The sequence below is a fragment of the Methylobacterium sp. CB376 genome (assembly GCF_029714205.1).
Lineage (GTDB): Bacteria > Pseudomonadota > Alphaproteobacteria > Rhizobiales > Beijerinckiaceae > Methylobacterium.
Genome location: NZ_CP121648.1, coordinates 2,672,950 through 2,699,226, shown reverse-complemented (window position 1 = coordinate 2,699,226; position 26,277 = coordinate 2,672,950). Strand labels below are relative to the sequence as shown.

At 72.2% G+C, this 26,277-nt stretch carries 26 protein-coding genes and 1 pseudogene; 12 read left to right on the top strand and 15 right to left on the bottom strand.

Features of this window, described 5'->3' with window-relative positions; all coding sequences use genetic code 11:
- Nucleotides 1–6 precede the first annotated feature (6 nt).
- From QA634_RS12150 to QA634_RS12115, 8 genes are all read right to left on the bottom strand, one after another.
- A complete protein-coding gene (locus QA634_RS12150) occupies nt 7–870 on the bottom strand; it encodes a helix-turn-helix transcriptional regulator (protein ID WP_043702284.1) in 864 nt (287 codons plus the stop codon).
- A 351-nt stretch (nt 871–1,221) separates the two neighbouring features.
- Complete coding sequence (gene pcaF / locus QA634_RS12145; RefSeq protein ID WP_012332265.1) at nt 1,222–2,436, bottom strand: 3-oxoadipyl-CoA thiolase; 1,215 nt, start codon at nt 2,434–2,436, stop codon at nt 1,222–1,224.
- Between the two features lie 192 nt (nt 2,437–2,628).
- Nucleotides 2,629–3,756, bottom strand: a complete 1,128-nt coding sequence (locus tag QA634_RS12140; protein ID WP_012332264.1) for a lytic transglycosylase domain-containing protein — start codon at nt 3,754–3,756, stop codon at nt 2,629–2,631.
- A gap of 261 nt (nt 3,757–4,017) precedes the next feature.
- Nucleotides 4,018–5,022, bottom strand: a complete 1,005-nt coding sequence (locus QA634_RS12135) for a MaoC family dehydratase (protein ID WP_012332263.1) — start codon at nt 5,020–5,022, stop codon at nt 4,018–4,020.
- Between the two features lie 81 nt (nt 5,023–5,103).
- The gene (gene nfi, locus QA634_RS12130) at nt 5,104–5,769 is read right to left on the bottom strand and encodes a deoxyribonuclease V (RefSeq protein WP_012332262.1); all 666 of its coding nucleotides are present in this window, start codon (nt 5,767–5,769) and stop codon (nt 5,104–5,106) included.
- 24 nt (nt 5,770–5,793) lie between these two features.
- Nucleotides 5,794–6,891: a redox-regulated ATPase YchF gene (ychF, locus tag QA634_RS12125; RefSeq protein WP_012332261.1), complete on the bottom strand. Its 1,098-nt coding sequence runs from the start codon at nt 6,889–6,891 to the stop codon at nt 5,794–5,796.
- Between the two features lie 72 nt (nt 6,892–6,963).
- Nucleotides 6,964–7,575 carry an aminoacyl-tRNA hydrolase gene (gene pth, locus QA634_RS12120; protein WP_012332260.1) on the bottom strand — a complete coding sequence of 204 codons (612 nt, stop codon included), beginning with the start codon at nt 7,573–7,575 and terminating at the stop codon, nt 6,964–6,966.
- Nucleotides 7,576–7,875: 300 nt separating this feature from the next.
- Complete coding sequence (locus QA634_RS12115; protein ID WP_012332259.1) at nt 7,876–8,529, bottom strand: 50S ribosomal protein L25/general stress protein Ctc; 654 nt, start codon at nt 8,527–8,529, stop codon at nt 7,876–7,878.
- A 301-nt stretch (nt 8,530–8,830) separates the two neighbouring features.
- Between QA634_RS12115 and QA634_RS12110 the strand changes: the two genes are divergently transcribed.
- Nucleotides 8,831–9,340 carry a retropepsin-like aspartic protease family protein gene (locus QA634_RS12110; protein ID WP_012332258.1) on the top strand — a complete coding sequence of 170 codons (510 nt, stop codon included), beginning with the start codon at nt 8,831–8,833 and terminating at the stop codon, nt 9,338–9,340.
- Nucleotides 9,341–9,409: 69 nt separating this feature from the next.
- Here QA634_RS12110 and QA634_RS12105 read toward each other — a convergent pair whose 3' ends face one another.
- The 3 genes from QA634_RS12105 to QA634_RS12095 all read right to left on the bottom strand — a co-directional run bounded on the left by QA634_RS12105 (nt 9,410) and on the right by QA634_RS12095 (nt 11,198).
- A complete protein-coding gene (locus tag QA634_RS12105) occupies nt 9,410–10,060 on the bottom strand; it encodes a TadE/TadG family type IV pilus assembly protein (RefSeq protein ID WP_012332257.1) in 651 nt (216 codons plus the stop codon).
- A complete protein-coding gene (locus QA634_RS12100) occupies nt 10,057–10,632 on the bottom strand; it encodes a TadE/TadG family type IV pilus assembly protein (RefSeq protein ID WP_012332256.1) in 576 nt (191 codons plus the stop codon). The genes QA634_RS12105 and QA634_RS12100 overlap by 4 nt, the downstream gene beginning before the upstream one ends.
- Before the next feature lie 89 nt (nt 10,633–10,721).
- On the bottom strand, nt 10,722–11,198 hold the full coding sequence (locus tag QA634_RS12095) for a pilus assembly protein N-terminal domain-containing protein (protein WP_012332255.1): 477 nt from the start codon (nt 11,196–11,198) through the stop codon (nt 10,722–10,724).
- A 355-nt stretch (nt 11,199–11,553) separates the two neighbouring features.
- Between QA634_RS12095 and QA634_RS12090 the strand changes: the two genes are divergently transcribed.
- The 9 genes and pseudogenes from QA634_RS12090 (at nt 11,554) to QA634_RS12050 (ending at nt 20,673) form a co-directional block, all read left to right on the top strand.
- Nucleotides 11,554–11,718 (top strand): Flp family type IVb pilin, encoded by a 165-nt coding sequence (locus QA634_RS12090; RefSeq protein WP_012332254.1) that lies wholly within the window; start codon nt 11,554–11,556, stop codon nt 11,716–11,718.
- 220 nt (nt 11,719–11,938) lie between these two features.
- Entirely contained in the window at nt 11,939–12,445 is a 507-nt protein-coding gene (locus QA634_RS12085; protein ID WP_012332253.1) for an A24 family peptidase, read from the top strand.
- 164 nt (nt 12,446–12,609) lie between these two features.
- A pseudogene (gene cpaB, locus QA634_RS12080) lies at nt 12,610–13,414 on the top strand (Flp pilus assembly protein CpaB).
- A 38-nt stretch (nt 13,415–13,452) separates the two neighbouring features.
- Complete coding sequence (locus QA634_RS12075) at nt 13,453–14,916, top strand: type II and III secretion system protein family protein (protein ID WP_043701116.1); 1,464 nt, start codon at nt 13,453–13,455, stop codon at nt 14,914–14,916.
- Between the two features lie 115 nt (nt 14,917–15,031).
- Nucleotides 15,032–15,706, top strand: coding sequence for a CpaD family pilus assembly protein (locus QA634_RS12070; protein ID WP_283027512.1), 675 nt, complete (start codon nt 15,032–15,034; stop codon nt 15,704–15,706).
- A gap of 100 nt (nt 15,707–15,806) precedes the next feature.
- Nucleotides 15,807–17,051, top strand: a complete 1,245-nt coding sequence (locus tag QA634_RS12065; RefSeq protein ID WP_012332249.1) for an AAA family ATPase — start codon at nt 15,807–15,809, stop codon at nt 17,049–17,051.
- A gap of 112 nt (nt 17,052–17,163) precedes the next feature.
- Entirely contained in the window at nt 17,164–18,615 is a 1,452-nt protein-coding gene (locus QA634_RS12060; protein WP_012332248.1) for a CpaF family protein, read from the top strand.
- Nucleotides 18,612–19,583, top strand: coding sequence for a type II secretion system F family protein (locus QA634_RS12055; protein WP_283027497.1), 972 nt, complete (start codon nt 18,612–18,614; stop codon nt 19,581–19,583). Before QA634_RS12060 ends, QA634_RS12055 begins: the two co-directional genes overlap by 4 nt.
- A 124-nt stretch (nt 19,584–19,707) precedes the next feature.
- On the top strand, nt 19,708–20,673 hold the full coding sequence (locus QA634_RS12050; RefSeq protein ID WP_012332246.1) for a type II secretion system F family protein: 966 nt from the start codon (nt 19,708–19,710) through the stop codon (nt 20,671–20,673).
- Nucleotides 20,674–20,814: 141 nt separating this feature from the next.
- On the opposite strand, the gene QA634_RS12045 is transcribed toward QA634_RS12050, so the two are convergent.
- Entirely contained in the window at nt 20,815–21,348 is a 534-nt protein-coding gene (locus QA634_RS12045) for a superoxide dismutase family protein (protein WP_012332245.1), read from the bottom strand.
- A gap of 45 nt (nt 21,349–21,393) precedes the next feature.
- Between QA634_RS12045 and QA634_RS12040 the strand changes: the two genes are divergently transcribed.
- The gene (locus QA634_RS12040) at nt 21,394–22,182 is read left to right on the top strand and encodes a TlyA family RNA methyltransferase (protein ID WP_265576591.1); all 789 of its coding nucleotides are present in this window, start codon (nt 21,394–21,396) and stop codon (nt 22,180–22,182) included.
- 17 nt (nt 22,183–22,199) lie between these two features.
- Nucleotides 22,200–23,441 carry a class I SAM-dependent RNA methyltransferase gene (locus QA634_RS12035; protein ID WP_265576590.1) on the top strand — a complete coding sequence of 414 codons (1,242 nt, stop codon included), beginning with the start codon at nt 22,200–22,202 and terminating at the stop codon, nt 23,439–23,441.
- A 199-nt stretch (nt 23,442–23,640) separates the two neighbouring features.
- Here QA634_RS12035 and QA634_RS12030 read toward each other — a convergent pair whose 3' ends face one another.
- Genes QA634_RS12030 through QA634_RS12020 form a run of 3 tightly spaced genes read right to left on the bottom strand, consistent with a single transcriptional unit; the run spans nt 23,641 to nt 26,235 of the window.
- A complete protein-coding gene (locus tag QA634_RS12030; RefSeq protein WP_012332242.1) occupies nt 23,641–24,366 on the bottom strand; it encodes an SOS response-associated peptidase in 726 nt (241 codons plus the stop codon).
- A gap of 10 nt (nt 24,367–24,376) precedes the next feature.
- Nucleotides 24,377–25,372: a magnesium transporter CorA family protein gene (locus QA634_RS12025; protein ID WP_012332241.1), complete on the bottom strand. Its 996-nt coding sequence runs from the start codon at nt 25,370–25,372 to the stop codon at nt 24,377–24,379.
- 8 nt (nt 25,373–25,380) lie between these two features.
- Nucleotides 25,381–26,235: an SDR family oxidoreductase gene (locus tag QA634_RS12020; protein WP_012332240.1), complete on the bottom strand. Its 855-nt coding sequence runs from the start codon at nt 26,233–26,235 to the stop codon at nt 25,381–25,383.
- Between the last annotated feature and the right edge of the window lie 42 nt (nt 26,236–26,277).

The window sequence follows — 26,277 nt, the reverse complement described above, 5'->3', positions numbered from 1 at the left end:
TCCGGCTCAGCGGCGCTGGCGCAGGCCGAAATGGTTCTCCACGAGGCCGGTGAGCCGGGCGGCGGTCTCGGCGACCGTGAGGTCGGTGGTGTCGATCACCGCACGGGCCCTCGCGTAGAGGGGCTCGCGGCTGAGCAGCACCGCCTTCAGCTCGCGCAGCGCGCTGTCGTTGTCGGGCAGCCGCGGCCGCGCGGCCCCGAGGGCGGTCTGCTCCCGCACCCGGCGCAGGTGGTCCTCCGGCTGGGCCTTGAGCCAGACCGTGAAGAAGGCCGAGAGCAGCAGGTCGAGGGTGAGCGGCTCGGCCACGATCGCCCCGCCGGTCGCCAGCACGACCGGTCCCTCGTCCACCGCGAACTTGCGCAGGGCCGCCTGTTCGAGGCGCCGATAGCCCTCCTGGCCGTAGATCGCGAAAATCTCCGCCACCGACAGGCCGTTCTCCCGCTCGATCTCCCGGTTGAGCTCGACGAAGCGCCAGCCGAGCCGCTCGGCCAGGATGCGCCCGAGGGTCGACTTGCCCGCGCCGCGCAGGCCGATGAGGGCCACGCGCTGGGGCTCCACCTCCCCGGCCTGGGTGCCGCCGACCCCCGAGAGGATGCGCTTGGCCTCCGCGATCTGGGCGCCGGAGGCGGTCTCCAGCAGGTCGCGCACCACGGGCCAGTCCGGCGACGCGTCGACGGGGGCGATCAGGTCCTCCAGCGGCACGCCGATCGCGTGGGCGACGCGCCGCAGCAGGATGATCGAGACGTTGCCGTGCCCGGTCTCGAGCTGCGCGATGTAGCGCTCGGACAGGCCGGAACTGTGCGAGAGCGCCTTGCGGGACATCGCGCGCACGGCGCGCGCCGTGCGCACCCGCTGGCCGAGTTCGGCCAGGAAGCGGCTCTCGGCCTCGGCCGCCGGCGAATCGGCGCCGGCCGGCCGGCCCCGGCCGCGCCGCTCCCTGACGACGGATCCGCGGCGGCGCGCGCGAGGGAGGGTGGGGAACCTGAGGGCATCGCCTTGTCGCTTCGTGAGGAGAGTCCGATCCCGCCTCGTGGCGGGATCCGCGGCCGCGGCCGGCCTCGGATCGGTCAAGGCGCCTCCTTTACGCCATAGGGGCGCCGGTGGCGACAGGGCGTCCCGCCGCCGCGGCGCGCGGAAACCGACCGGTCGCGCGCGGATCGCGGCCCGCTTGGCAAGATCCGGACCGTTTCCGCCCCGTTTGGCCGCCGAACCGGCGCGACATCAGGAGATCCGCTCGACCGCGAGCGCGACCCCCTGCCCGACCCCGACGCACATCGTGGCGAGCCCGAGCCGCCCACCCCGGCGGGCGAGTTCCCGCGTCACCGCCCCGGCGATGCGTGCGCCCGACATGCCGAGCGGGTGCCCCAGCGCGATCGCCCCGCCATGCGGGTTGACGTGCTCCGCGTCGTCCGGCAGCCCGAGCCCGCGCAGGCAGGCGAGCGACTGCGACGCGAAGGCCTCGTTGAGCTCGACCGCGTCGAAATCGCCGGGCTTCAGCCCGAGCCGCGCGCAGAGCTTCTCCACCGCCGGGATCGGCCCGATCCCCATCACGCGCGGCGGCACGCCGGCCGAGGCGAGGCCGAGCACCCGGGCGAGCGGGGTCAGGCCGTGGCGCCGCGCGGCCTCGGCGCTCGCCAGGACCAGGGCGGCGGCGCCGTCATTGACGCCCGAGGCGTTGCCGGCCGTCACGGTCCCGTCCCGCCGCACGAAGGGTTTGAGCCGCGCCAGGGCCTGCGCGTCCGTGTCGGGCCGCGGATGCTCGTCGGTGTCGACGCGCCGGTGCTCGCCCCGCCGGGTCGGGATCTCGACCGGCACGATCTCCTGCGCGAAGGTCCCGTCCGCCTGCGCGCGCGCCGCCCGCTGCTGCGAGCGCAGCGCGAAGGCATCCTGGTCCGCGCGGCTGATCTGGTAATCCTCCGCCACGTTCTCGGCCGTCTCGGGCATCGAATCGACGCCGTACTGCGCCTTGAGCACCGGGTTGATGAAGCGCCAGCCGATCGTCGTGTCGTGGATCTCGGCCTGGCGCTGCCACGGCGCCTCGCTCTTGCCCATCACGAAGGGCGCGCGAGTCATCGATTCGACGCCGCCTGCGAGGGCGAGGTCGATGTCGCCGGCCCTGATCGCCCGCGCGGCGGCCCCGACCGCGTCGAGGCCCGAGGCGCAGAGCCGGTTGAGCGTCGCGCCCGGCACGGTCTCGGGCAGGCCCGCGAGCAGAAGGGCCATGCGGGCCACGTTGCGGTTATCCTCGCCGGCCTGGTTCGCGCAGCCGAGGAAGACCTCCTCGACGCCCTCCTTCAGGGAGGGGTGGCGATGCACCAGGGCGGCGAGGGGCACCGCGGCGAGGTCGTCCGCCCGCACTTCCGCCAGCGCGCCGCCGTAGCGGCCGACCGGCGTGCGCAGGTAATCGCAGATGAAGACGTCCCGCGTCGCGCCCATGCGTTCCTCCCGGCTGGCTGCGGCCGCGCTTTCGAAAACGCGGTACGGCCGACCATAACGGGGAACGGGGGCGAGCGGAAACGACCGGTCTGCAGGTCCGGATTGCCGTGGATCGCAGGGCGGCGGCGCGGGCCCGGCCGCCGGGAAGGTCCGGGCGCGGGAATCCGCGCAGGAGCGCCCTCGCGGCTCGGCTCAGGGCGTCGCCGGCCCGGTGGTCTCCGGCGCGGCCGAGGCGGTCATCGGCACGGGCTTCGCCGGCTTCTTGGCGGCGAAGTGCCGGAACTCGACCGGCCGGCGCGGGGGCAGCGGGACGGAGATGGTCTCGGGCTCCGGCGCGGCGGCCGCGGCGACCGCATCCGCCGAGGCGACCAGCGTCCGCGCCTCGCCGCCGGCCGGGACGGCGGGTGCCGCCGCGGGGGCGGCGGCGGCTGGCGCCGCTTGAGCCTGGGCGGCGGCTGGCGCCGCTTGAGCCTGGGCGGCGGCTGGCGCCGCTTGGGCCGCGCCGGGCGCTTCGGCCTGGGCCGGCACGGCGCCGCGCAGCCCGTAGGTCGGAACGGGAAGCCCCGCCACCGGCGAGGCGGCCGCGTAGGCCAGGACGGGCGTCGAGGCCGGGACGGAGACCGGCCGCTGCGGCGGGAGCGGGGCCGAAATCAGCGCCGGGGCGGCGGGCTGCGGCGCCTCGGCGGCCGTGGCCTGGCTCGCCTGCGGGGCTGCTGCCGCCTGCGGGGCTGCCGCCTGCGGCGCCGGTGCGGCCGCGACGGCGTTCGAGAGCGCCGCCACGGACGGGTCGGCCGAGGCGGTCATGACCGGCGCCCGCGCGGTCGAGCCGCCGAACAGCTTGCCGAAGAACTGATTGAGCGGGTTGGCCGCGGGCTTCGGCAGGTCCGGCGGGGCTTCCAGTTCCGCCACGTCGGTGCGGATGCCGGCCCGCTTGGCCGCGTAGTAGTATCCCCGGGCGTAGTAGCTGTAGGCCTGGGCCTCGTTGCCGCGCGCGGTCTTGTAGGCGCCGGCCAGGTAGGCGACGCCGTAGGTGAGGTTGACCTTGGCGTCGAGCAGGCCCGAGGCGGGGCCCGTGTAGCCGAGGGCCCGCGCGGTGCCGTGCTTGATCTGCATCAGGCCGAGCGCGCCGCCGCGGCCGACCGCGCGCGGGTTGTAGCCGCTCTCCCGCTTCACGACCCGGTGGATGAAGCTCGCCGGCACGCCATTCGCCCGGGCCTGCGCCTCGATCAGCGCATCGATGTTGTCGCGGGGCGCCTCCAGCGCCAGGGCCGGGAGGGGCGCCGCGACCGCAAGGACGGCGAGAGAGAGGCGCTGGCGCATGCACGGACCTGTGGTTGCGATCATGTGCGGGTTCGCACATGCGTCGGGGGTCCGTGGTCCGGGCCAATTGCGGCAGGAAAGCGACTTGGCAGTCACAGACCGGCAAAGAACCCGGGAGGCTCGGCGGTTTCCGGTCGCGCTGTGGCCCGTGAAGCACAGCCGTTCGCGAACGGACCAGGGAGACCGGCCGGGGCTTCGCGCCGGTGAATTAAACCATTGGATTTCATCACATTGTAACATTCGAATGGGCGCGACCGGCGGTCAGCCTTCGGGCCGCGACTCGGCGAGCCAGGCGCCCTCGAAGCGCAAGACCGGCTCGCCATGCTGGTTCACGCCCTCGGCGCCGTGGTGGATGACGCCCCAGCCCGGCCGCGAGCGGGATGGGCGGACCTCCCGCACGGTGATGGCGTAGCGGATCGTGTCGCCCGGATAGACCGGCTTCAGCCATTTCAGGTTGCGGAAGCCCGGCGACGGGCCGCTCGCCGCCACGGCCTCGCCCCGCGCCCTCGCCTGCGCGATGCCCCGCTGCCGCGCGGCGACCAGGCGGTTCATCCAGGCGGCGGCGGTGTGCCAGCCCGAGGCGCAGAGCCCGCCGAAATGGCTCGCCCGGGCGGCCTCCTCGTCCGTGTGGAAGGGCTGCGGGTCGAAGGCCCGGGCGAAGGCGAGGATCTCGTCGCGGGTGAAGTGGTAGGGCCCGAGATCGTAGGTCGCGCCGGGCGCGAGCGTCTCGATCGGACCCGCCGGAAACGCCGTCGCCGGATCCGGGGCGGCGTCCGGGCTCCCGCCCCGGGGCGGGGCCGGGCGGGGCGGCAGCGGCGGGGCGCCGCGGCGGCCGAACATCGCCCAGAAATCCTGGCTCATCACCCGCTCGTCGGCGGCGTTGGCGAGGTCGAGGCGCAGGCGCACGAGACCGCGGTCGGGTTTCGAGACGGAGGGGCGGCTCTCCAGCACGGTGAGGGTCGAGGTCAGGGCATCGCCCGGCCGCACCGGGCGAAGCCAGCGCAGCTCGTCGATTCCGGGCGAGCCCATCGAGCTCGACTGCAGGACGACGCTCTCGGCGAGGAGCCGCATCCCGAGCGCGCAGCTGTGCCAGCCGGACGCGATCAGCCCGCCGACGAGGCTGTCGCGGGCCGCCGCCTCGTCGAGGTGGAAATCCTGCGGGTCGTAGGCGCGGGCGAAGGCGAGGATGTCCTCGCGGGTCACCACGCCGGGTCCACCCCGTCGCGTGAAGCCTGGCACGAGGTCTTCGAAATGGTAGCGGTGCATCGCGGCGGGTCCGGAGGTGGGATCCCCCGGCTAGCATCCGGGCGCCGCCGCTTCCAGCTTCGGCCGCGGGCGACCGCGCGCTCAGCCGAACGCGCCCGCCGCCTTGTGGGCCTGCCGGATCGGTTCGGGCAGCCGGTATTTCGGCGCGCAGGCGAGGACCAGGGCGACGGCGCTCGGGATATCGGCGCGGTGGCCGGGGGAGATGAAGAGCGGGTGAGTGCCCGTGCGGGTGCGGACCACCGCCCCGATCGTCTCGCCGCGATGCACCAGCGGGACCTGCGACCCCTTCTCCTCCGGCAGCGGCGCGTTGTGGCCGACGAGCCGGGTCTTGCCGCAACCGACGGTCGGGCGCTCCAGCCACAGCCCCATATGGGAGGCGATGCCGATGCGCCGCGGATGGGCGGTGCCCATCCCGTCGAACAGGAACACGTCGGGCACGGCCCGCAGCCGCCCGAGGGCCTCCTCCAGCACCGGCCCTTCGCGGAAGCTGAGCAGGCCCGGCACGTAGGGGAACGGCGTCGGGCGCTCGGCCGTCACGGTCTCGACGACGCGGAAATCCGGGAAGGTCGAGACCACGATGGCCGCGTGCGAGCGGTTCTCCTTCACGCTGACGTCGACGCCCGCGACGAGGCGCACGGCCGGGAGGTCGATCGGGTCGGTGGCGATGACCTCGGCGGCGAGCCGCTTCTGCAGCGCGACCGCCTCGCCCGGGGTGACCTCCCAGGCGTGACGCGGGTGAAGCTCCATCCGGGGGGTCTTAAGCCCCGGGGCTCAGTTCGCGAAGCGGAAATGCAGCACGTCGCCGTCCTGCACCACGTAGTCCTTGCCCTCGAGCCGCAGCTTGCCGGCCTCGCGCGCCCCCGCCTCGCCCTTGAGCCCGACGTAATCGGGAAACGCGATGGTCTCGGCCCGGATGAAGCCCTTCTCGAAGTCGGAATGGATCACGCCGGCCGCGGCCGGCGCCCGCGTGCCGCGGGTGATCGTCCAGGCCCGGGCCTCCTTCGGGCCGACCGTGAAGTAGGTGATGAGCCCGAGGAGGTCGTAGCCGGCGCGGATCACCCGGTTGAGGCCCGGCTCCGAGAGGCCGACCGCCTCCAGGTACTCGGTCTGCTCGGCCGGCGGCAGGACCGCGATCTCGCTCTCGATCTTGGCCGAGACCACCACGGCCTTGGCGCCCTCCTCCGCCGCGCGGCCGAAGACCGCCCGCGAATGGGCGTTGCCGCCCTCGGCGGATCCCTCCTCGACGTTGCAGACGTAGAGGACGGGCTTGGCGGTCATCAGCCCGAGCTGGGCGAAGAGCCGCTCCTCCTCGGGCTTGCGCTCGACCAGGCGGGCGGGCTTGCCGTCCCGCAGCAGGGGCAGGGCGCGCTGCACGAGGTCGAGCGCCTCCTTGGCCTCCTTGTCGGCGCCCTTGGCCTTCTTCTCCAGCGCCGCGACGCGCTTCTCCAGGCTCTCGAGGTCGGCCAGCATCAGCTCGGTCTCGATCGTCTCGATGTCGGCGATCGGGTCGACCTTGCCCTCGACGTGGGTGACGTCGCCGTCCTCGAAGCAGCGCACGACGTGCGCGATGGCGTCGACCTCGCGGATGTTGGCGAGGAACTGGTTGCCGAGCCCCTCCCCTTTGGAGGCGCCGCGCACCAGGCCGGCAATGTCGACGAAGGTGAGGCGCGTCGGGATGATCTCGCGCGAATTCGCGATCCGCGCGAGGTCGTCGAGGCGCGGATCCGGCACCGCGACCTCGCCGACATTCGGCTCGATGGTGCAGAACGGGTAGTTCGCCGCCTGCGCCGCCGCCGTCTGCGTCAGCGCGTTGAAGAGCGTCGACTTGCCGACATTCGGCAGGCCGACGATTCCGCATTTGAAGCCCATCGGTTCAGTCCCTTCGCAAGGAGCGGCCGGTGGCCGGCGCGGCCCCCCCGCTCGCGGTCGCGGGCGGTCGGATCAAGCCTGCTTGTCCCCGACGCGCTTGACGTCGTCCCAGCCCCGGCCCTGCAGCGCGAGGTGGATCCGGTTCTGGAAATTCGCGTCCTCGCCCGCCGCGAGGAGCGCCGCGTGGTCGGCCAGCGCGTCGCAGAGGTCGTCGACCCAGGGGCGCTCGGCCTTGGCGAAGTCGTTCAGCACGTAGGCGTGCACCAGCGCCTTGTCGCCCGGATGCCCGATGCCGAGCCGCACGCGCCAATACTCGTTGCCGCACTGGGCCGTGATCGAGCGCAGGCCGTTGTGGCCGGCATTGCCGCCGCCCTTCTTGACCCGCACCTTGGCGGGGGCGAGGTCGAGTTCGTCGTGGAACACCACCACGTCGTCGAGCGCGATCTTGTAGAATCGCTGTGCCTCGGCGACCGCCCGGCCGGACTCGTTCATGTAGGTCTCGGGCTTGAGCAGCAGCACGCGCTCCGTCCCGATCACGGCCTCGCTCGCCTCGCCCTGGAACTTGCGCCGCCACGGCGCGGCGCGGTGACGGCGCGCGACCGCGTCGAGCGCCATGAAGCCGATATTGTGCCGGTTCGCCGCGTAGCGGGCCCCGGGATTGCCGAGGCCGACGAACAGCCGCATGGCGCGTCAACGCTCCTCGAACGGGAAAGCGCCCCGGCGGCGGGCCGGGGCGCCAAGCAGAATGGCGTGCGGCAATTCTGCTCAGCCTCTTGGTTTCGCATCATTGTTCGCTGACGCGGCCCTTCGGCACCGGCCGGGACCGGCCGGCGGAATGATGCTTCGCGCAGGATCCGATCACGGCGCGATCGGGTCCTGCTCCAGGTTCTCGCGCGTGCCGCCCCGTCCGCGATGCGCGGCGGCCACGTCGTCGCGAAATGTCGGCGCGAAACGCCCCCGCGTCTCGCCGGGCGAGCCCTCGGCTCAGCCCTCCTTGGCGGCCTCGGCCGCCGATCCGGCCCGAGCCGCCTCGGCCACCGCGGCCTCCTCGGCCTCGACATCGGCCCCGAGCTTGGTCGGCGGCACCAGGGTCGCGACGGTCTCGGAGGGAGCGAGGGCGAGGCTGGCGCCCGTCGGCAGGACGAGGTCGGACACGTGCACCGTGTCGCCGATATCCTTGCCGGTCAGGTCGACATTCACCGCGTCCGGGATGGCGTCGGGCGACACGGCCAGCGTGATCGTGTGCAGGACGACGTTGAGCGTGCCGCTCTTCTGCTTCAGGCCCGGCGCCGCGTCCTGGTTGACGAAGTGCACCGGCACCTCGACCTCGATGGTCTGGCCGGAGACCACGCGCAGGAAGTCGACGTGGAGCGGCGTGTCCTTGACCGGGTCGAGCTGGTAGTCGCGCGGGATCGCCCGGATCGTGCGCCCGTCCACCGCGATCTCGAAGACGGTGCTGAGGAAGCCGCCGCCGTAGATCAGGTGGTGGGTCTGGTTCGCGTCGAGGGAGATCGATTGCGGCGACTGGCCGCCCCCGTAGATGACGGCGGGCACCCGGCCCTGGCGACGAACGGCCCGGGCGGCCCCCTTGCCGACCCGGTCGCGTGCCACGGCCTCAAGCGGCTTCACGGCGCTCATGGCGTGATCCTTCAAGATGATGTGAGTGGCTCAAACGCCGAAGGCCGCCCGTTGCGGAGCGGCCTCGTCAACCGGCGTCGCCGCGCCCCGGCCTCCAAGGGTGCCCGGATGCGCGGGCGGGCTTATAGCGGGGCGCGAGCGGCGGGGCAAGGCGGCGAGGCGAGACTTTCCGCCCGTTTCGCGCGAGTCCCGCAAGGAGCGCGAAACCATCAACCGCGGCCGCTCCCCGGCCCGCGCATCCGGGCGAGCAATCCTTAACGCTGGCACCCGAGAGTGAGCGCACCTTCTCGGGGAGCCGCCGATGACGCGTCCGCTACACTGGGCCTTGGGCGTGCTGGTGCTGAGCGCCGTGGCCGGCAACGGCACGGTCGCGCGCTTGACGGGGGGCTCAGGGGAGGCGCGGCCGGCCGGGGAGGCCGCCTCGCTCGACGCGGAGGGCGCGCCCGTCGTCACCCTGCAGCAGGATTGGAGCGGCCACTACCTCGTGCATCCCCAGATCGAGGGGCGGCGGACCCGCATGCTGGTCGACACGGGCGCGACACTCTGCGCCCTCACCCAGGACGATGCCGAGCGCGCGGGCATCCGCCTCGCCGAGCGGGACTTCACCCGGCCGATGGCCACCGCCAACGGGGTGGTGCGCGGCGCGCCGGTGCGCCTCGCCGAGGTCCAGGTGGGCGGCATCACGGTCCGGAACGTGGAGGCCGTCGTGCTGCCCCGCGGGCGCCTCGACACCAGCCTCCTCGGCATGTCCTTCCTGCGGCGGCTGCGCGGTTTCGAGGCGGCGGGCGGCCGCCTCACCCTGCGGGGCTGACCGCGCCGCTCGGCCGCGTCGGCGGGGTGCCGCGCCGCCATTCCCGGACGGCGCGGCGCGCGGCGCGGGTCAGCCCGCGAAGGTCGCGGGGCAGCGGCTGCCGGCCTGGTTGCCGTTCGGCAGCGTCACCTCCGGCCCGTTCCCCGAATATTGCGTCCCGTTGCGCACCGGCCAGGGGATCGTCTCCGACAGCGTCGTCAGCCGCGTCGCGTTGTAGAAGTTCGAGCCGAGCAGGGGCGTGTAGGTCATGGTGACCTCGACCTGGATGTAGCGGGCGCCCAGCTTCTTGTAGGCGTCGGGCGGGACCGGCGGAGTCGTCGAGGGCAGGGCCGAGAGGATCCCGGGATCGGAGGAGCCGCTGACCTGAGCCCCCGAGCAGACCTTCACCTGGGTCGCGGCGTCGTCGTAGACCCCGATCGCCTTGAACGTGAAGGTCGCGCTCGACGCGTCGTAGGGCTGCATCACCGCCTTGGCGGCCTTCACGATCAGCTGCAGCGTGCTGGTGGAGACTTGATCCTGCTCGCGCGAGACGAGGTCCGCCATGGTGCGGGCCGCGAGCGTGACCTTGCGGCTGTTGTTGATGAACTGCGTGACCTCGGTCGCCCCGAAATACAGCGCGAGCATCAGCGGCAGGACCAGGGCGAATTCCACCGCCGCCACCGCCTCCGCGTCGCGGGCGAAGCGGCGCAGACGGCGCGCGACCTGCGGGCGGGGCGTCATTTGTAGGGCTCCGTCCGGAAGGCCACCGTGGATTGCAGGATGCGCTGGTTCGTCCCGAACGTCGCCGGGTTGATCATGCTGAAGAAGATCGGGAACGGCACGGCCGCCTGGACCAGCACGATCTTGCCCGGCCCGGGCGGCGTGCCGACCGTGTCGCCGTAATGGCTGCCGAACCCGGGGGTCCAGGTCTTCGTGGTGGAATCGACCGGCTTGAGCGCACCGAAACTGTCCGTGTCCTCGAGCGTGCGGATGTCGACCTTGACGGTCGAGCAGTCGAAGATGGTCACGCGGTTCGCGCAGAGCTTGGTGCGGAAGGCGTCGAGGGCTTGGCTCGGCGTCAGCGCGCCCGACTGCGTCGCCTGGGACTGGAACGACCCGGTATAGACGGCGCGCGCCGTGTCGGTGACCGCGGCGTCCAGCAGCTGGCCGGCGAAGAAGGCGATCGCCGTCTCCATGATCGCCGCCAGCAGGCTGATGAAGGGGATCGCCACGAGCCCGAACTCGACCGCGGTGGCGCCGCGGCGCGCCCGCGCGAAGCGGCGGAGGATCGGGAGAACCGAGTGACGCAACATGCCTCGAACCCGCGGCCGGCGCGCCCCGCGCCGGCGACCGATCCGAGGTTAGGCGTCGAAGGCTTGCCGAACCGTTGACTGCACGCGGCTCATTTCGCGGTCGCCAGGGTGTTGCGCTGGCCGGCCTGGCTGCTGACCTCGGAGAAGTATCGCTGCGCGTCGCCGAGCTGGACGGCCGGCTGGCAGGCCGGGGTGCAGGAGTAGGATTCCCGCTCCAGGCCGCGCTGCACCGTCACCACCGAGGTGGTGGCGGCCTGCACGCTGATGAAGGATTCGGCCAGCATCGCGCCGGAGCCGTCGAGCGCGATCAGGTTCGTGGTGCCGAAGCTCTTGCCGGTGAGGATGACGAGCCCGTTCCGCTGCAGCGAGACGTCCGCGATGATCGGGTTGCCGACCACCACGGTCGCGGTGCGCTCCGGCAGCCGGATGATCTTGGCGTTGTCGACGGAGACGACCACCGTGGCCTGGTCCCCCGCCCCGCCGGCCGCCGCGGCCGGGAGCAGCGCGGCGAGGACGAGGGCGGCGCTGAGGGGGGCGCGCAGGAGGCGGATGGGGCGCACAGGCATCGGGGCGGGCCTCGGCGGGACGGCGTCACGTCAAGGGATGCCGGCAAGATGGTTGAGAAAGCCCTAATCGCGAGACCGCAGATCACGGAAGTCGCGACCGCGCGGGCGCTGAGACGTCGCGGGGAGAGATCATGTCGAACGGGCCGATCGGGCGCGACCGGACCCGGTCCGGGGCGCCGGAATCTGCCGGTTTCATCCTGTTAACCATCGGGCCCGGTCGCATTCAGACACGCAACAGCGCGCATCCCTTTAACCCAACCTCAACGGGAGGGGATTACGTTCGCCCCAGTTCCGCTCGGCGGTGAAGTCGCTGGTCGACGGAATGAAACCGGGAACGAGTTCGAGGAACTGTGCCATGAAGACCATGCTCAAGCGTTTCGCCAAGGACGAGAGCGGCGCCACCGCCATCGAGTACGGCTTGCTCGCGACCCTGATCGCGGTGGCCCTGATCACGGCCGCCCAGTCGGTCGGGTCGAACCTGAACTCGATGTTCCAGAAGGTTGCCGGCAACCTGAAGTGACGGCATCGAAGCGGTCCGGCGGCGGTCCGGACCGTCTCGCCGAGACGGCTCCCGGGCATGGGCGTGCGCGCCCCTGCCGGCCGGGCGCCGCGATCGGCCCGGCGGCGCGCACCGGGCGCGCGACCTGATCGTCCTCGATCCGGCGGTCGAGAGACCGGCGGTCTTCGGCGTGGGCTCGGCGGATGCGCCGGGCCGTCCTACCGGCGAAGGGCTGTCGACCATGGCCAGCATGTTCCTCCTCGTCGTCTTCCCGTTCCTCATGGCCTACGCGGCCGCGAGCGACCTGCTGACGATGACGATCCCCAACGCCCTGTCGCTCGCGCTCCTCGCGGTGTTCCCGGTCGCGGCGCTGCTGCTCGGCCTGTCGTGGGGCGAGTTCGGGGAGCATCTCGCGGCGGGCGGCATCACCCTCGCGGTCACCTTCGCGCTGTTCTGCTTCGGGCTGATCGGCGGCGGCGACGCCAAGCTCGCCGCCGCCACCGCCCTCTGGCTCGGCTTCGAGCCGCTCGCCGATTACGTGCTGGCGGCCTCCCTGGCCGGTGGCGTCCTGACCCTGCTGATCCTGCAGGCGAGGGCCTATCCCCTGCCCCGGATCGCCGCCTCGTGGCCCTGGGCGCTGCGCCTCCATGACACCCGCACGGGCGTGCCCTACGGGATCGCGCTGGCGGCGGCGGCGCTCGTCGTCTGCCCGAGCGCCCCGCTCTGGCGCGCGCTGCTGGGGGCCTGAGCGGGCTCGCAGGCGGGGTCGGAAGGAAGCGTTTCGTTTTCGCACAACTCGCGCGAGTGGAGCGGAAACGCTTGGGAGGAAAGGGTTAACCTTAATTTCAGGAATGCATGGTGAGGTGAGCGGGACGACGGCGCCGTGCCGTCCGAACCCGTTCCGGCAGATCCATGAGATCCTCCCGTGCCCTCCTCATCGGCGTCGCCGCCGTGACCGGCTTGGCGGCCTTCTACATGATGAGCGGCAGCCCCCCCGCCCCCGCCCCCGCCCGTCGTGGTGCAGGCGCCCGCCGTCCCCGACACGGTGGACGTGCTGGTGGCGGCGGCGGACCTGCCGATGGGTCAGACGCTCAAGCCCGCCGACCTGCGCTGGCAGGCCTGGCCGAAGGGCTCGGTGAATGACGGCTTCATCCAGCGCGGGCAGAATCCGCGCGCCCTCGAGGACACGGTCGGCTCCTTCGTGCGCGGCCCGTTCCTGGGCGGCGAGCCGATCCGGCGCGAGAAGCTGATCCGGGCGAATGGCAGCGGTTTCCTATCCGCGATCCTGCCCTCCGGCATGCGCGCGGTGGCGATCTCGATCGACGCCCGCGGCAGCAACACCGCCGGCGGCTTCATCCTGCCCAACGACCGGGTCGACGTGCTGCGCACCTACCGCGACGACGAGGCGTCCCGGGCGACGACCTCGGACGTCCAAGTCTCCGAGACGATCCTGCAGAACGTCCGCGTGCTCGCGGTCGGCCAGACCGTGCAGGAGCGCAACGGCGAGCGCGTGGTGACGGGCGACACCGCCACCCTCGAACTCACGCCCGCCCAGACCGAGCAGATCACCCTGGCCCAGAAGGTCGGCCAGCTCTCCCTCGCCCTGCGCAGCATCGCGGATGCCGGGATCAGCCAGCCCGAGAACCCGGAGCCGCAGAAGGAATCCGCCCTGACCGTCGTCCGTTACGGCGTCTCCCGCCAGGTGCCGCGCCGGTGAGCCCCCTCCCCGCCGGTCGCGCCGAGAAAGCCCGCACCATGACGAGATCCCTCTCCTCCCGGCCGCTGCGCGCGCTCCTGAGCGCCGGGCTCCTCGCCCTGCCCGCCCTGCTCGGCGGCCCGGCCCGGGCCGAGAAGGCCCCCGCCATCGCCGCGCCGGTCCTGTCGATCGGCCCGCAGGAGGCCGAGATCGCCCGGCGCATCGACCTGACCCAGGGCCGGTCCCTGGTGATCGACCTGCCGCGGGACGCCAAGGAGGTCTTCGTCGCGAACCCGAAGGTGGCCAACGCGGTGGTGCGCTCGACCCGCAAGGTCTTCATCATCGGCGTGGAGAACGGCGCCACCTCGATCTTCGTCATGGACGCGGAGGGGCGCCAGATCGCCTCCCTCGACGTGACGGTCGGCCGCGACCTCAACATCCTGCGCCAGACGCTGGCGACGAGCCTGCCCTCGGCCCGCTTCGAGGTCCGCCCGGCCGGCGATTCGATCCTTCTGTCCGGCACGGTGAACTCGGCCACCGAGGCGCAGCAGGCCCTCGACATCGCCAACGCCTTCGTGGGCATCGCCGGCGGCACGGTCACCCGCGGCGCGGTGATCAACAACATCACGATCCGCGGCAAGGACCAGGTGATGCTGCGCGTCACCGTCGTCGAAGTGTCGCGCACGGTGCTGAAGCAGTTCGGGGTCAGCCTGAGCGGCAGCTGGTCGGGGCTCAACCTGACGAACGCGACCCAGTTCGCCCTCAACGGCGATCGCGGCCTCGGCAACCTGATCGAGGGCACGATCAACGGCGGCGCGGGCGCCTCCCTCAAGGCCACCCTGAAGGCCTTCGAGCAGGCCGGCGTCTCGCGCATCCTCGCCGAGCCGACCCTGACGGCGATCTCGGGCGAATCCGCCAAGTTCACCGCCGGCGGCGAGATCGCGGTGCCCTCAGGCCTCAGCTGCACCACCGCCAACAACTGCATTCCCGGCATCACCTTCAAGCAGTACGGCGTGGTGCTGAACTTCACCCCCGTGGTGCTCTCGGAGAACCGCATCTCGATCCGCGTCGGGACCGACGTGACCGAGATCGATCAGCAGAACGCCTACAGCTACAACATCGGCACGACCTCGACCTCGGTCCCGGGCTTCACCATCCGCAAGTCCGAGACCACGATCGAACTCGCTTCGGGCGCGACGATCATGACGGCGGGCCTGATTCAGCAGAAGAACAAGGCCGCCGTGATGGGGCTGCCGGCGCTGATGAACCTGCCGGTCCTGGGCGCCCTGTTCCGCTCCCGCGACTATCAGCGCGACGAGACCGAGCTGATGATCATGGTCACCCCCTACATCGCCAAGGCGATGGATCCGGGCGAGGTCAAGCGGCCGGATGACGGCTTCGTCGACGCCACCGACGGGCAGGCCATCCTGCTCGGTCGCTTCAACCGCCTCTACGGAGTGGTCGGCGCCGCCCCGCTCGCGCCCAAGGCCTATCGCGGCAAGTTCGGCTTCATCACCGACTGACCGGCGCCCGGACGCCCCGCCGCCCACCCGCCCATGACACGGATGCCCGCGATGATCCGCCTCCCCGCCCCGCCCCCGCACCGCCGCGCGGGCCGCCTGCCTCGGAGCCCTCGCCCTGTCGCTGGGCGCCTGCGTCTCCAACCGGGCCGCCACGACGGGATCGATCGAGCCGGCGTCGGTGCAGGCCCGACACCCGATCGCCCTCGCGGACGCGCCGCGCAACCTGGACGTCTTCGTCACCGGCATGGGGCACGTCGATCCCCGCCAGGCCGACGACGTCGACGCCTTCCTGCTGGAATTCCGCCGCTACGGCCGCGGCGTGCTGGTGATCGAGGTGCCCCGCGGCGGCCAGGCGCCCGGGCCGGCCGTCGCCCGCACGGCCGCGCTCCTGCGCGAGCGGGCGCTCGCCCGCGGGGTCTCGGCGCGGGAGCTCGTCGTCGCTCCCTACCCGGTCGCGAACGCGTCGGTCGCCGCTCCCGTGCGGCTGAGCTTCCAGCGCATGCAGGCGAAGGTGACCAGCACCTGCGGGCTGTGGCCGAACGATCTCGGCGTCAGCGACCCCGCCGTCGACGTGTCGAACCGGACCCACTGGAACCACGGCTGCGCCTACCAGTCGAACTTCGCCCGCCAGATCGCCGACCCGGTCGACCTCGTGCGCGGCCGCCAGGAAGGCCGCATCGACACGATCTCCCGCACCCAGGACATCGAGAGCCTGCGGGCCGGAAAGGATCCTTCAACCACTTGGAAGCAGGATGGCCAGGCCAGTGTGAGGTCGCAGGTCGGTCAGTGAATCGCGGCGCAGGGGGCCGCGTCCGCGGCGGCCTGCACTGACCGCCGGATCCGAGTTCACCGAATCGCACTCCGCCGAGCGCAAGTCCGCGAGCCACCCCATGTCTGACAGGACCGACACGGCCGACCGGGTGATCGCGCCAGTTCCGCGCATCACGATCCAGGCCTTCTGCGACACGCCCGAGGTGGCGGAGGTGATCGAGGCCGCGGCGGAGGACCGCCGCATGCACAAGGCCCACCTGAAGGTGCAGATGGGCGGCGCCGCGGCGGCCGTGGAGGCGTTCCGCAGCGCGCCGACGCCGAACGTCCTCGTGATCGAGATGCACGGGCCCCGCGCCAACCCGCTGGCGCAGCTCGACACCCTGGCGGAGGTCTGCGACCCGGGCACCAAGGTGGTGGTGGTGGGCCACGTCAACGACGTGCTGCTCTACCGGGAGTTCATCCGCCGCGGGGTCAGCGACTACCTGATCGCGCCGATCGACCCGGTCGGGGTGATCGCGGCGATCTCGGACCTGTTCACCGAGCCGGGGGCCGAGCCCCTCGGCCGCACCGTCGCGGTCGTCGGCGCGAAGGGCGGCGTGGGCGCCTCGACACTCGCCCACAATCTCGGCTGGTCCATCGCCCGCGACTACGCGACCTCGACGGTGATCGCCGACCTCGACGTGGCCTTCGGCACCGCGGGCCTGAACTTCAACCAGGATCCTCCCCAGGGCGTGGCCGAGGCGGTGTTCGCGCCCGAGCGCATCGACGCCAACTTCGTCGACCGCCTCCTGTCGAAATGCACCGACAACCTGAGCCTGCTCGCGGCCCCCGCCACGCTCGACCGGACGAACGATTTCGGCGAGGGCGCCTTCGACGGCCTCGTCGACATCCTGCGCGGCATGGTGCCCTGCATCGTCCTCGACGTGCCCCATGTCTGGACGGCCTGGAGCCGCAAGATGGTGATCGGGGCCGACGAGATCCTGATCGTCGCGGCCCCGGAACTGGCCTCCCTGCGCAACGCCCGCAACCTCGTCGACCTGCTGCGCCAGGCGCGCCCGAACGACCGGCCGCCGCGGCTCGTCCTGAACCAGGTCGGCATGCCCAAGCGGCCGGAGATCGCCGCGGCGGAATTCGCCAAGGCGCTCGACGTGACCGCCGCGGCGGTGGTGCCCTTCGACCCCGCCCTGTTCGGCGCCGCGGCCAATAACGGGCAGATGCTCGCCGAGGTGCAGGCGGGCAGCAAGGTCATCGACATCGTGACGGCACTGGCGGGCACGGTCACCGGGCGCGCCGAGGCCAAGAAGTCCCGCCCGACGCTCCTCGACCCCATCCTGTCGGCCCTGGCGCGGCGCAAGGCGTCCTGAGCCTCGCGCCCCGGGGCCGGCCAGGGGCGGTGGTCGACAGCCGTGATCCCGTTCCGGTCGTGGGGGGTCGCGGCTCTCCCGCAACGACCGTAGCGAAGGTGCCGCAGGACCCATGTTCGGCAGGAGACCCGGAGCGACGGCGTCGAGGCCCGCGGCCGCGCCCGTCGCCCCTTCCCCCCAGGCGGCCACGGCGCCCGTCCTCAACGATTCCGCCGCGCCCCGGGTGGAGACGCCGCGGGCCGCGCCGATCGTGGTCGAGGCCGCCCGGTCCGAGGATTACTACCGCACGAAGAGCATGATCTTCGGCGCGCTGATCGAGGCGATCGACCTCGCCCAGCTCGCCCGGCTCGAGGCGGACGCCGCCCGCGAGGAGATCCGCGACATCGTCACGGAGATCATCGCGCTCAAGAGCGTGGTGATGTCGATCGCCGAGCAGGAGGACCTGCTCGACGACATCTGCAATGACGTGCTCGGCTACGGGCCCCTGGAGCCCCTGCTCGCCCGCGACGACATCGCGGACGTGATGGTGAACGGCGCGAACCGCACCTACATCGAGGTCGCCGGCAAGATCCAGCTGACGAACGTGCGCTTCCGCGACAACCAGCAGCTGATGAACATCTGCCAGCGCATCGTCAGCCAAGTCGGCCGCCGGGTCGACGAGGCCTCCCCGATCTGCGACGCGCGCCTGCCCGACGGGTCGCGCGTCAACGTGATCGCGCCGCCGCTGGCCATCGACGGCCCCGCCCTCACCATCCGCAAGTTCAAGAAGGACAAGCTCACCCTCGACCAGCTCGTCCGCTTCGGCTCCATCTCGCCCGAGGGCGCCAAGATCCTGCAGATCATCGGACGGGTGCGCTGCAACGTGGTGGTGTCGGGGGGCACCGGCTCGGGCAAGACGACCCTCCTCAACTGCCTGACGCGCTACATCGACGACGACGAGCGCATCATCACCTGCGAGGACGCGGCCGAATTGCAGCTGCAGCAGCCGCACGTGGTGCGCCTGGAGACCCGCCCGCCCAACCTGGAGGGCCAGGGCCAGATCACCATGCGCGACCTGATCAAGAACTGCCTGCGCATGCGGCCGGAGCGGATCATCGTCGGCGAGGTGCGCGGACCGGAGGCCTTCGACCTGCTGCAGGCGATGAATACCGGTCACGACGGCTCGATGGGCACGCTGCACGCCAACTCGCCGCGGGAGTGCCTGTCGCGCATCGAGTCGATGATCTCGATGGGCGGCTACTCCCTGCCGTCGAAGACGATCCGCGAGATGATCGCGGGCTCGGTCGACGTCATCGTCCAGGCGGCGCGCCTGCGCGACGGGTCGCGGCGCATCACCCACATCACCGAGGTGATGGGGATGGAGGGCGAGGTCATCATCACCCAGGACCTGTTCGTTTACGACGTCGTCGGCGAGGACCAGAACGGCAAGCTGATCGGCCGCCACCGCTCGACCGGGATCGGTCGCCCGCGCTTCTGGGACCGCGCACGCTACTACGGCGAGGACCGCGCGCTCGCCGCCGCCCTCGACGCCGCCGAGGTCCGCGACACCGGGGGCGAGGCGTGACGAGCTTCGACGCCCTGATCGTGGCCGGCCTCCTGGCGGTGACGGCCTCCTGCCTCGCCTACGCGGTCGTCGTCCCGCTTTTGCCCTCCGAGGCGCGGGCCGCCAAGCGCCAGCAGGCCATCGCGGGGCGCCGCTCGCCCATGGAGCGCGTCCAGGCGGTCAACCGCCGCGAGCAGGTCGCCAAGAGCCTCAAGGAGCTCGAGGCGAAGGAGAGGAAGGCCCGGCCGAGCCTGGAGCTTCGGATCACGCAGGCCGGCCTCAGCATCACCAAGAGCCAGTTCTACGTCGCGAGCGGCGTCCTGGCGGGTGTCTCCCTCGTGATGGGCTTGGTGATGAGCGGCAGCCCGCTGACGGCGATCGCCCTCGCCTTCGCGGCCGGGCTCGGGCTGCCGCAATGGCTCCTCGGCTACCTGCGCAAGCGGCGGATCGCGCGGTTCGTCCTCGAATTGCCGAACGCGATGGACGTGATCGTGCGCGGCATCAAGTCGGGCCTGCCGGTGGGCGATTGCCTGCGCATCATCGCCCGCGAGGCGCCCGAGCCGGTGCGCACCGAGTTCCGCGCCCTCGTCGAGTCGCAGGCCGTGGGCGTGTCCCTGAGCGAGGCCGCCACGAAGCTCTTCGAGCGCATGCCGGTCTCGGAGGCGAATTTCTTCGCCATCGTGATCGGCATCCAGGCAGGCGAGTCGGGCGGCAATCTCTCGGAGGCGCTCGGCAACCTGTCGCGCGTGCTGCGCGACCGGCGGCGCATGGCCGACAAGGTGAGCGCGATGAGCATGGAGGCCCGGGCCTCGGCGGCGATCATCGCCTCCCTGCCCTTCGTGGTCGCGGTCCTGTGCTACTTCTCGAGCCCCGACTACATCTCGCTCCTCTGGACGACGCAGGTCGGCCAGATCGCGATCACCCTCTCGGGCCTCTGGATGGTGGTCGGGGTGCTGGTGATGAAGCGCATGATCACTTTCGAGATCTGAGCGTCCCCCGCCGCGCGAGCCCCGGCCCGGCGGCGGGCAAGCCAGGACAGGAACCACGGCAGGATTGCATCGGGCAATCCTGCCCAGGCAGGGGCCGGGCGCCGGCCCGCGAGCGAGACGCCGGATGCTTCAGCTCCTCTCCTACCTGATCGACCCGCAATTCGTCGGCGCGGTGCTCGCCGCGGTGGCGGCGGCGGCGACGGCCTTCACGCTGCTGCAGCCCTTCCTGGAGCCGAACCGCCTCGCCCAGCGCATGAAGAGCGTGGGCGAGGAGCGCGACCGCATCCGCCTGCGCGAGCGCGACAGGCTCAACCAGCGCGGCAATCTCCGCCAGCAGCCCAAGGCCTACATGAAGCGCGTGGTCGAGCGCTTCAAGCTCGACAACTGGCTCGCCACGGAGGACGCCAAGAACAGGCTGATGATGGCCGGCTACCGCGGCCCGCAGGCCGAGACGGCCTTCCTGTTCTTCCGCCTCGTGATGCCGCTCGGCTTCCTGGTACTGGCGGTGTTCTACCTGTTCGTGCTGCAGGTGCTGAACCAGCCGTTCTCGATCCGGCTCCTGATCGTGATCGCGGCGACCTACGGGGGCGTCAAGGCCCCGGAGATCTTCCTCAAGAACCAGACCGACAAGCGGCAGGCGCAGATCCGCAAGAACTGGCCCGACGCCCTCGACCTGCTGCTGATCTGCGTGGAATCCGGCATGGCGATCGAGCTCGCCTTCCGGCGGGTCGGCGTCGAGATGGCCAACCAGTCCATCGTGCTGGCGGAGGAACTGGCGCTGACGACCGCGGAGCTGAGCTACCTCACCGACCGGCGCGTCGCCTACGACAACCTCGCGATCCGGACCGGCCTCGATTCCGTGAAGGCGGTCTGCACCGCCCTCATCCAGGCCGAGCGCTACGGCACCCCGATCGGCCAGGCCCTGCGGGTGCTCGCGCAGGAGAGCCGCGACCAGCGCATGAACGAGGCCGAGAAGAAGGCGGCCGCGCTGCCGCCCAAGCTCACCGTGCCGATGATCCTGTTCTTCCTGCCCGTGCTGTTCGTGGTGATCCTCACGCCTGCGATGGTGCAGGTCTTCGCCGCGAAGTAGCGCGGCCCCGCCGGGCCGGGCGCCGCGACGACGCGCGTCATACGAAATCCGATGATTGCTTCGCCATGCGGATGTCGGCTTCGCTCACGCGCCGCGCGGGCTTGGCATCCGCTGTCCGGACGATCACGTCCGGACAGTGGATCACTTGATCTCCGCGCAGGCGAGGCGGGCGCCCGCATTGCCGATCGGCTGGGTCGCGTGGTCGTCCTCGCCGGCGTGGATCACCAGGGCCGAGCCGTCCGCGTCCTTGAGGCCGCCCTCGCCGGTCAGCGCGGTCTCGCTCGACACCTCCGCGTTCACCGAGCCGTCCGCGTTGGCGAAGACGTTCGGCAGGTCGCCCTCGTCCGGGCCGTCCGGGTTGAGCAGTCCGTGCTTGCTGGATTCATGATTCACGTGACCCTTGGACAATTCGAACTTGGCGGTGTCCGAGCAATTCGCCACGGCATGGAAATGGATGCCGTGCCAGCCCGGGGACACGCCGCCCGGCTCGATGGTGAGCCGCAGGACCAGCGCGTTGGCGCCGTCGCGAATCTGGATTTTCCCGATCGTCGCGCCCTTGTTGTTCACGACCGGCGCCTCGTAGACCTGAACCGCCGGCGCCTGGGGCTGTTGTGCCCCGGCCGGACCGATCGCGCCGAGCGCGACGGTGCCGGCGAGCAGGATGCCTCTCGTCATCGACCCTCTCCTCTCCACGGCCGCATAAGGTAAGGGAGACGAGGCGTGGCCGACAGGGGCCGGACCGGACGGGAGGGCGTTTTGGCAAGCGAGGAGCGGGTGCGGGCCGACCGCCTCCTGGTCGAGGCCGGGCTGTTCGAGAGCCGGGCCCGCGCCCAGGCGGCCATCGCGGCGGGGCTGGTGCGGGCGGACGGGGCGCCGGTGCGCCGCGCCTCGGACCTGCTCTCCCGCGCGGCGGTCCTGGGCGCCGAGGCGCCCCACCCCTTCGTGTCGCGGGGCGGGCTCAAGCTCGAGGCGGCGCTCGACGCGTTCGGCGTCGATCCGGCCGGCCTGACCTGCCTGGATCTCGGCGCCTCGACCGGCGGCTTCACGGACGTGCTGCTGCGGCGCGGCGCGGCGCGGGTCTACGCGGTCGATGTCGGGCGCGGCCAGCTCCATCCGCGGATCGCCGCCGACCCGCGCGTCGTCTCCCACGAGGCCACCGACGCCCGCGGCCTCGCGCCGGACCTGTTCGCCGCGCCGCCCGCCCTCGCGGTGGTCGACGTGAGCTTCATCTCCCTGCGCCTCGTCCTGCCGGTGCTGCCCGCCCTCCTCGCCCCGGCGGCGCGCCTCGTCGCGCTGATCAAGCCGCAATTCGAGGCCGGGCGCGAGCGGGTCGGGCGCGGCGGCCTCGTGCGCGACGCCGCCGTCCAAGCGGAGGTCTGCGCGGGCATCCGCGACCTCGTCGGCGCGCTCGGCTTCCGGGTCGAGGGCCTGATCCCCTCGCCGATCGAGGGCGGGGACGGCAACCGCGAGTTCCTGATCGGCGCGCGCCGGAGCGAGGACAGGGCATGAGTGGGGCGGATCCGGAGATGACCGTCGCCATCGCGCGTCTGGGCGCGCGCGGCGACGGGATCGCGGCGGACGGGCTCCTGGTGGCCGGCGCCCTCCCGGGCGAGAGCGTGCGCGCGCGGCCCGAGGAGAGCCGCGGCGGCCAGCGCCGCGCCCATCTGGAAGCGGTGCTGACCCCCTCGCCGGACCGGGTCGCGCCCTTCTGCCCCTATTTCGGCCGCTGCGGCGGCTGCGCGATCCAGCACCTCGCCCCGGAACCCTACGCGGCCTGGAAGCGCGATCTGGTCGCGACCGCCCTGGCGCGGGCCGGGATCGCCGCGACGGTGGCGCCGCTGCGGGACGCGCACGGGGCCGGGCGTCGGCGGGCGACCTTCCACGTCCGGCGGGTCGAGGGCGCGCTCGAGGCCGGCTTCATGGCGGCGCGCAGCCACGCCCTCGTCGCGATCGACCATTGCCCGATCACCGAGCCCGCGCTGCACCCCGCCCCGGACGCGGCCCGCGCCCTGGCGCGCCCGCTCGGCGGCGGCAAACCCCTCGACGTCCAGGCCACGGTGACCGAGGCGGGGCTCGACGTCGACCTGCGCGGGCACGGGCCGGCGGATGGGCGCGCACGCCAGGCCCTGGTGGCGCTGGCGGGCGACCTCGATCTCGCCCGCCTGTCGCTGCACGGCGAGGTGCTGGTGGAGCGCCGCCCGCCGCTGCTCCGGGTCGGCCGCGCCGCCCTCGTGCCGCCGCCGGGCGGCTTCCTGCAGGCGACCCGGGCCGGCGAGGCGCTGCTCGGCGACCTCGTTGTGGCGGGCGTCGGCGACGCCAAGCGGGTCGCCGACCTGTTCTGCGGATCGGGCGCCTTCTCGCTGCGCCTCGCGGAGGCGCGCGGCGTGCACGCGGTCGAGGGGGACGCGGCGGCGCTCGCCGCCCTCGACCGGGCCGTGCGCGGCGCGCCGGGCCTGCGCGCGGTGACGACGGAGCGCCGCGACCTCTTCCGCCGCCCCCTCCTCGCCCCCGAACTCGACCGCTTCGACGCGGTGGTGTTCGACCCGCCGCGGGCCGGGGCGGAGGCGCAGGCGGCCCGCCTCGCCGGCTCGAAGGTGCCGGTGGTGGTCGGAGTCTCCTGCGATGCCGGAACCTTCGCGCGCGACGCCGCCCTGCTCATCGCCGGAGGCTACCGGCTCGACGAGGTGGTGCCGCTGGACCAGTTCCGGCACTCGCCGCACGTCGAACTCGTCGGGGTGTTCCGGCGGCCCGCGCGCCGGCGGCGATGACGGCCGGGTCCGGGAGCCTCGCGGACCGACGCCGCGGAGCGCCCGGCCTGCCGCTTCCCCGCATCCGGGCCCCTCACACCAACGGCTCAGGATGCTGACGCATCGAGCCGTTGGTCCATCTCGAATTTGCGATTTCAAGCCAAAGACTTGGCGAGAATTCGAGAGCAGCACCACCGGTCATTTTCAATGACCGGCGGTATCAGAACAGGCTCCCCTGCGCCGGTGCCGGGCGTGCCGGGGGTGGGGGCGGCGCGGCCTCGTCCTCTCCCGCCAGCAGCGCCGGGTCGTCGTTGCGGTGGTCGTTCACGCGGGGATGCGCGGGGGCGAGCGTCAGCCACTCCTCCGGGCAGGGCCGGCACAGGGCGGAGGCCCGCGCGGCGTCCACCTGGCCCAGGTCGAGCCAGGCCTCGACCCCCTCGGGCGACAGGATCGCCGGCATGCGCTCGTGCACCGCAGCCAGGAGCCCGTTCGCCGCGCAGGTGACGATGGCGGCCGTGTCGATCTCGGAGCCGTCCCGGCTGCTCCAGGTCTCCCACAGGCCCGCGAGGGCCATCGGCCGCCGGTCGGCGCGGCGGATCAGGAACGGGGCCGCGCCGCGCCCGGCCCCGCGCCGCCACTCGTAGAACCCGTCCGCCAGGAAGACGCAGCGCCGGTAGCGCAGGGCGTTGCGGAAGCTCGGCTTCTCGGCCGCGGTCTCGATCCGGGCATTGATGATGAGCGGGAACTCGGCCGGGTCCTCGACCCAGGCGGGCAGGAAACCCCAGCGCATCAGCACGAAGCGCCGCCGCCCGTGCTCCGCCGTGACCACGGGGACCGGCTGGGTCGGCGCCACGTTGTGCCGGGGCGGGAAATTCGGCCGCTCGGCGTAGCCGTAGGCGTCTCGGAACAGCTCGGGCGGCGACAGGATCACGAAGCGGCCGCACATCCCCGCACCCTCACAGCCAGCGCTTCCAGCGGAAGAACCCGTACGGCAGGATCGCCGCCACCACCATCATCACGATCGCCATCGGGTAGCCGTAGGGCCACTCGAGCTCCGGCATCGCCTTGAAGTTCATCCCGTACATCGACGCGATCAGAGTCGGAGGCATGAATACCACCGCCATGACCGAGAACAGCTTGATGATGTTGTTCTGCTCCAGGTTGACGAGCCCGAGCGTGGCATCGAGCAGGAACTGGATCTTGCCGGACAGGAAGGTGGCGTGCTCCTCCAGGGATTGCAGGTCGCGCAGGGTGGAGCGGACCTCCTCGCGGATCTCGCGCGGCGCCTTGCTGGTCCGGTAGCTCGCCGAGAGCGACAGCAGGATCCGCTCCATCGACACGAGGCTCTCGCGCTGCTTCGAGAGCAGGTCGTTGTGGCGCCCGAGCCCGCGCAGGGTCTCCTGCAACTCGGCGTTGCGGGCGCCGGGGTCGTCCCGCTCGGCGAAGACCATGCGGGAGATCGCGTCGATGCGCTCGCCCTGGAGCTGGAGCACGTCGGCGGCGCGGTCGATCACCGTCTCGATCAGCCCCGACAGGATCGCCTCGCCGCCGAGCATCACGCCGGCGGGCCGGGCCGCCCGCTGCACGAACATGCGGAAGGCCAGCGGGTCCTCGTAGCGCACCGTGGCGAGGCGGTTGTCGCGCAGGATGAAGGTGACGCCGGTGAGGATCGCGTCCTCCGTCTCCACGCGGCAGAGCAGGCGCCCGGTCATGTAGCGGGCGCCGGCCTCGACGTAGAGCAGTTCGGACGGCTCGATGTCCTGCATCTCCTCCCGGGTCGGGATGGAGATGCCGAGGAACGCCTCGACCCGGTGGTCCTCGTCCCGGGACGGCTCGACGAGGTCGATCCAGAGGGTGTCGGGCGGGATCGGCTCGTGGGGGTCGAGGAGGCGCCGCTCGAGGAGCGGCTGCCCCGTGCTGGCGCAGGCGTTCGGCTGGTGGACGAAGATCAAGGGCGGGCTCAGTCGAGGGCGTGGGGCGGAGGCACGCTCGTATCCGGCACGAAGAAGTCGGGCGCAAGCGGCACGCCCGGTGTGACGCGGTAGTGTGAGAAGTCCGTGACGCCCTCCGCGGCGAGGAAGCTGTCGTCGATGAGGAACTGCCCGCTGAACGCGCGCGCCGGCTTCTGGAAGATGCGCCAGGCGGCGTCGGCCAGGATCTCGGGGGTGCGGCTCGCCTGCATGAGCGCGTCGCCGCCGAGCAGGTTCCTCACCGCGGCGGTCGCGATCGTGGTGCGCGGCCAGAGCGCGTTCACGGCGATGCCCTTGCGGCGCAGCTCGCCCGCGAGGCCGAGCACGCACAGCGACATGCCGAACTTCGCCATCGTGTAGGCGAGGTGCGGCGAAAACCACTTCTCCTGCATGTCGAGGGGCGGCGACAGCATCAGGATGTGCGGGTTCTCCGCCCGCTCCAGGTGCGGGATCGCGTATTTCGAGACGACGTAGGTCCCGCGCGTGTTGATCTGATGCATCAGATCGAAGCGCTTCATCTCGGTGGCCGGGGTGGTGGTGAGCGAGATCGCGCTCGCGTTGTTCACCACGATGTCGAGCCCGCCGAAGCGCGCCGCGGTGGCGTCGATCGCCTCCCGCACCTGCGCCTCCTCGCGCACGTCCACGACCAGGGGCAGCGCGGTCCCGCCCGCCCGCTCGATCGCCTCGGCGGCCGTGTGGATGGTGCCCTCCAGCTTCGGGTGCGGCTCGGTCGTCTTGGCGGCGATCGCCACGTTCGCGCCGTCGCGGGCCGCCCTGAGCCCGATGGCGAGCCCGATGCCCCGCGAGGCGCCGGTGATGAAGAGGGTCTTGCCCTTGAGTGACATGGGGAACTCCGTTGGGGCGAGTGGCGACGATTCGGCCTCAAT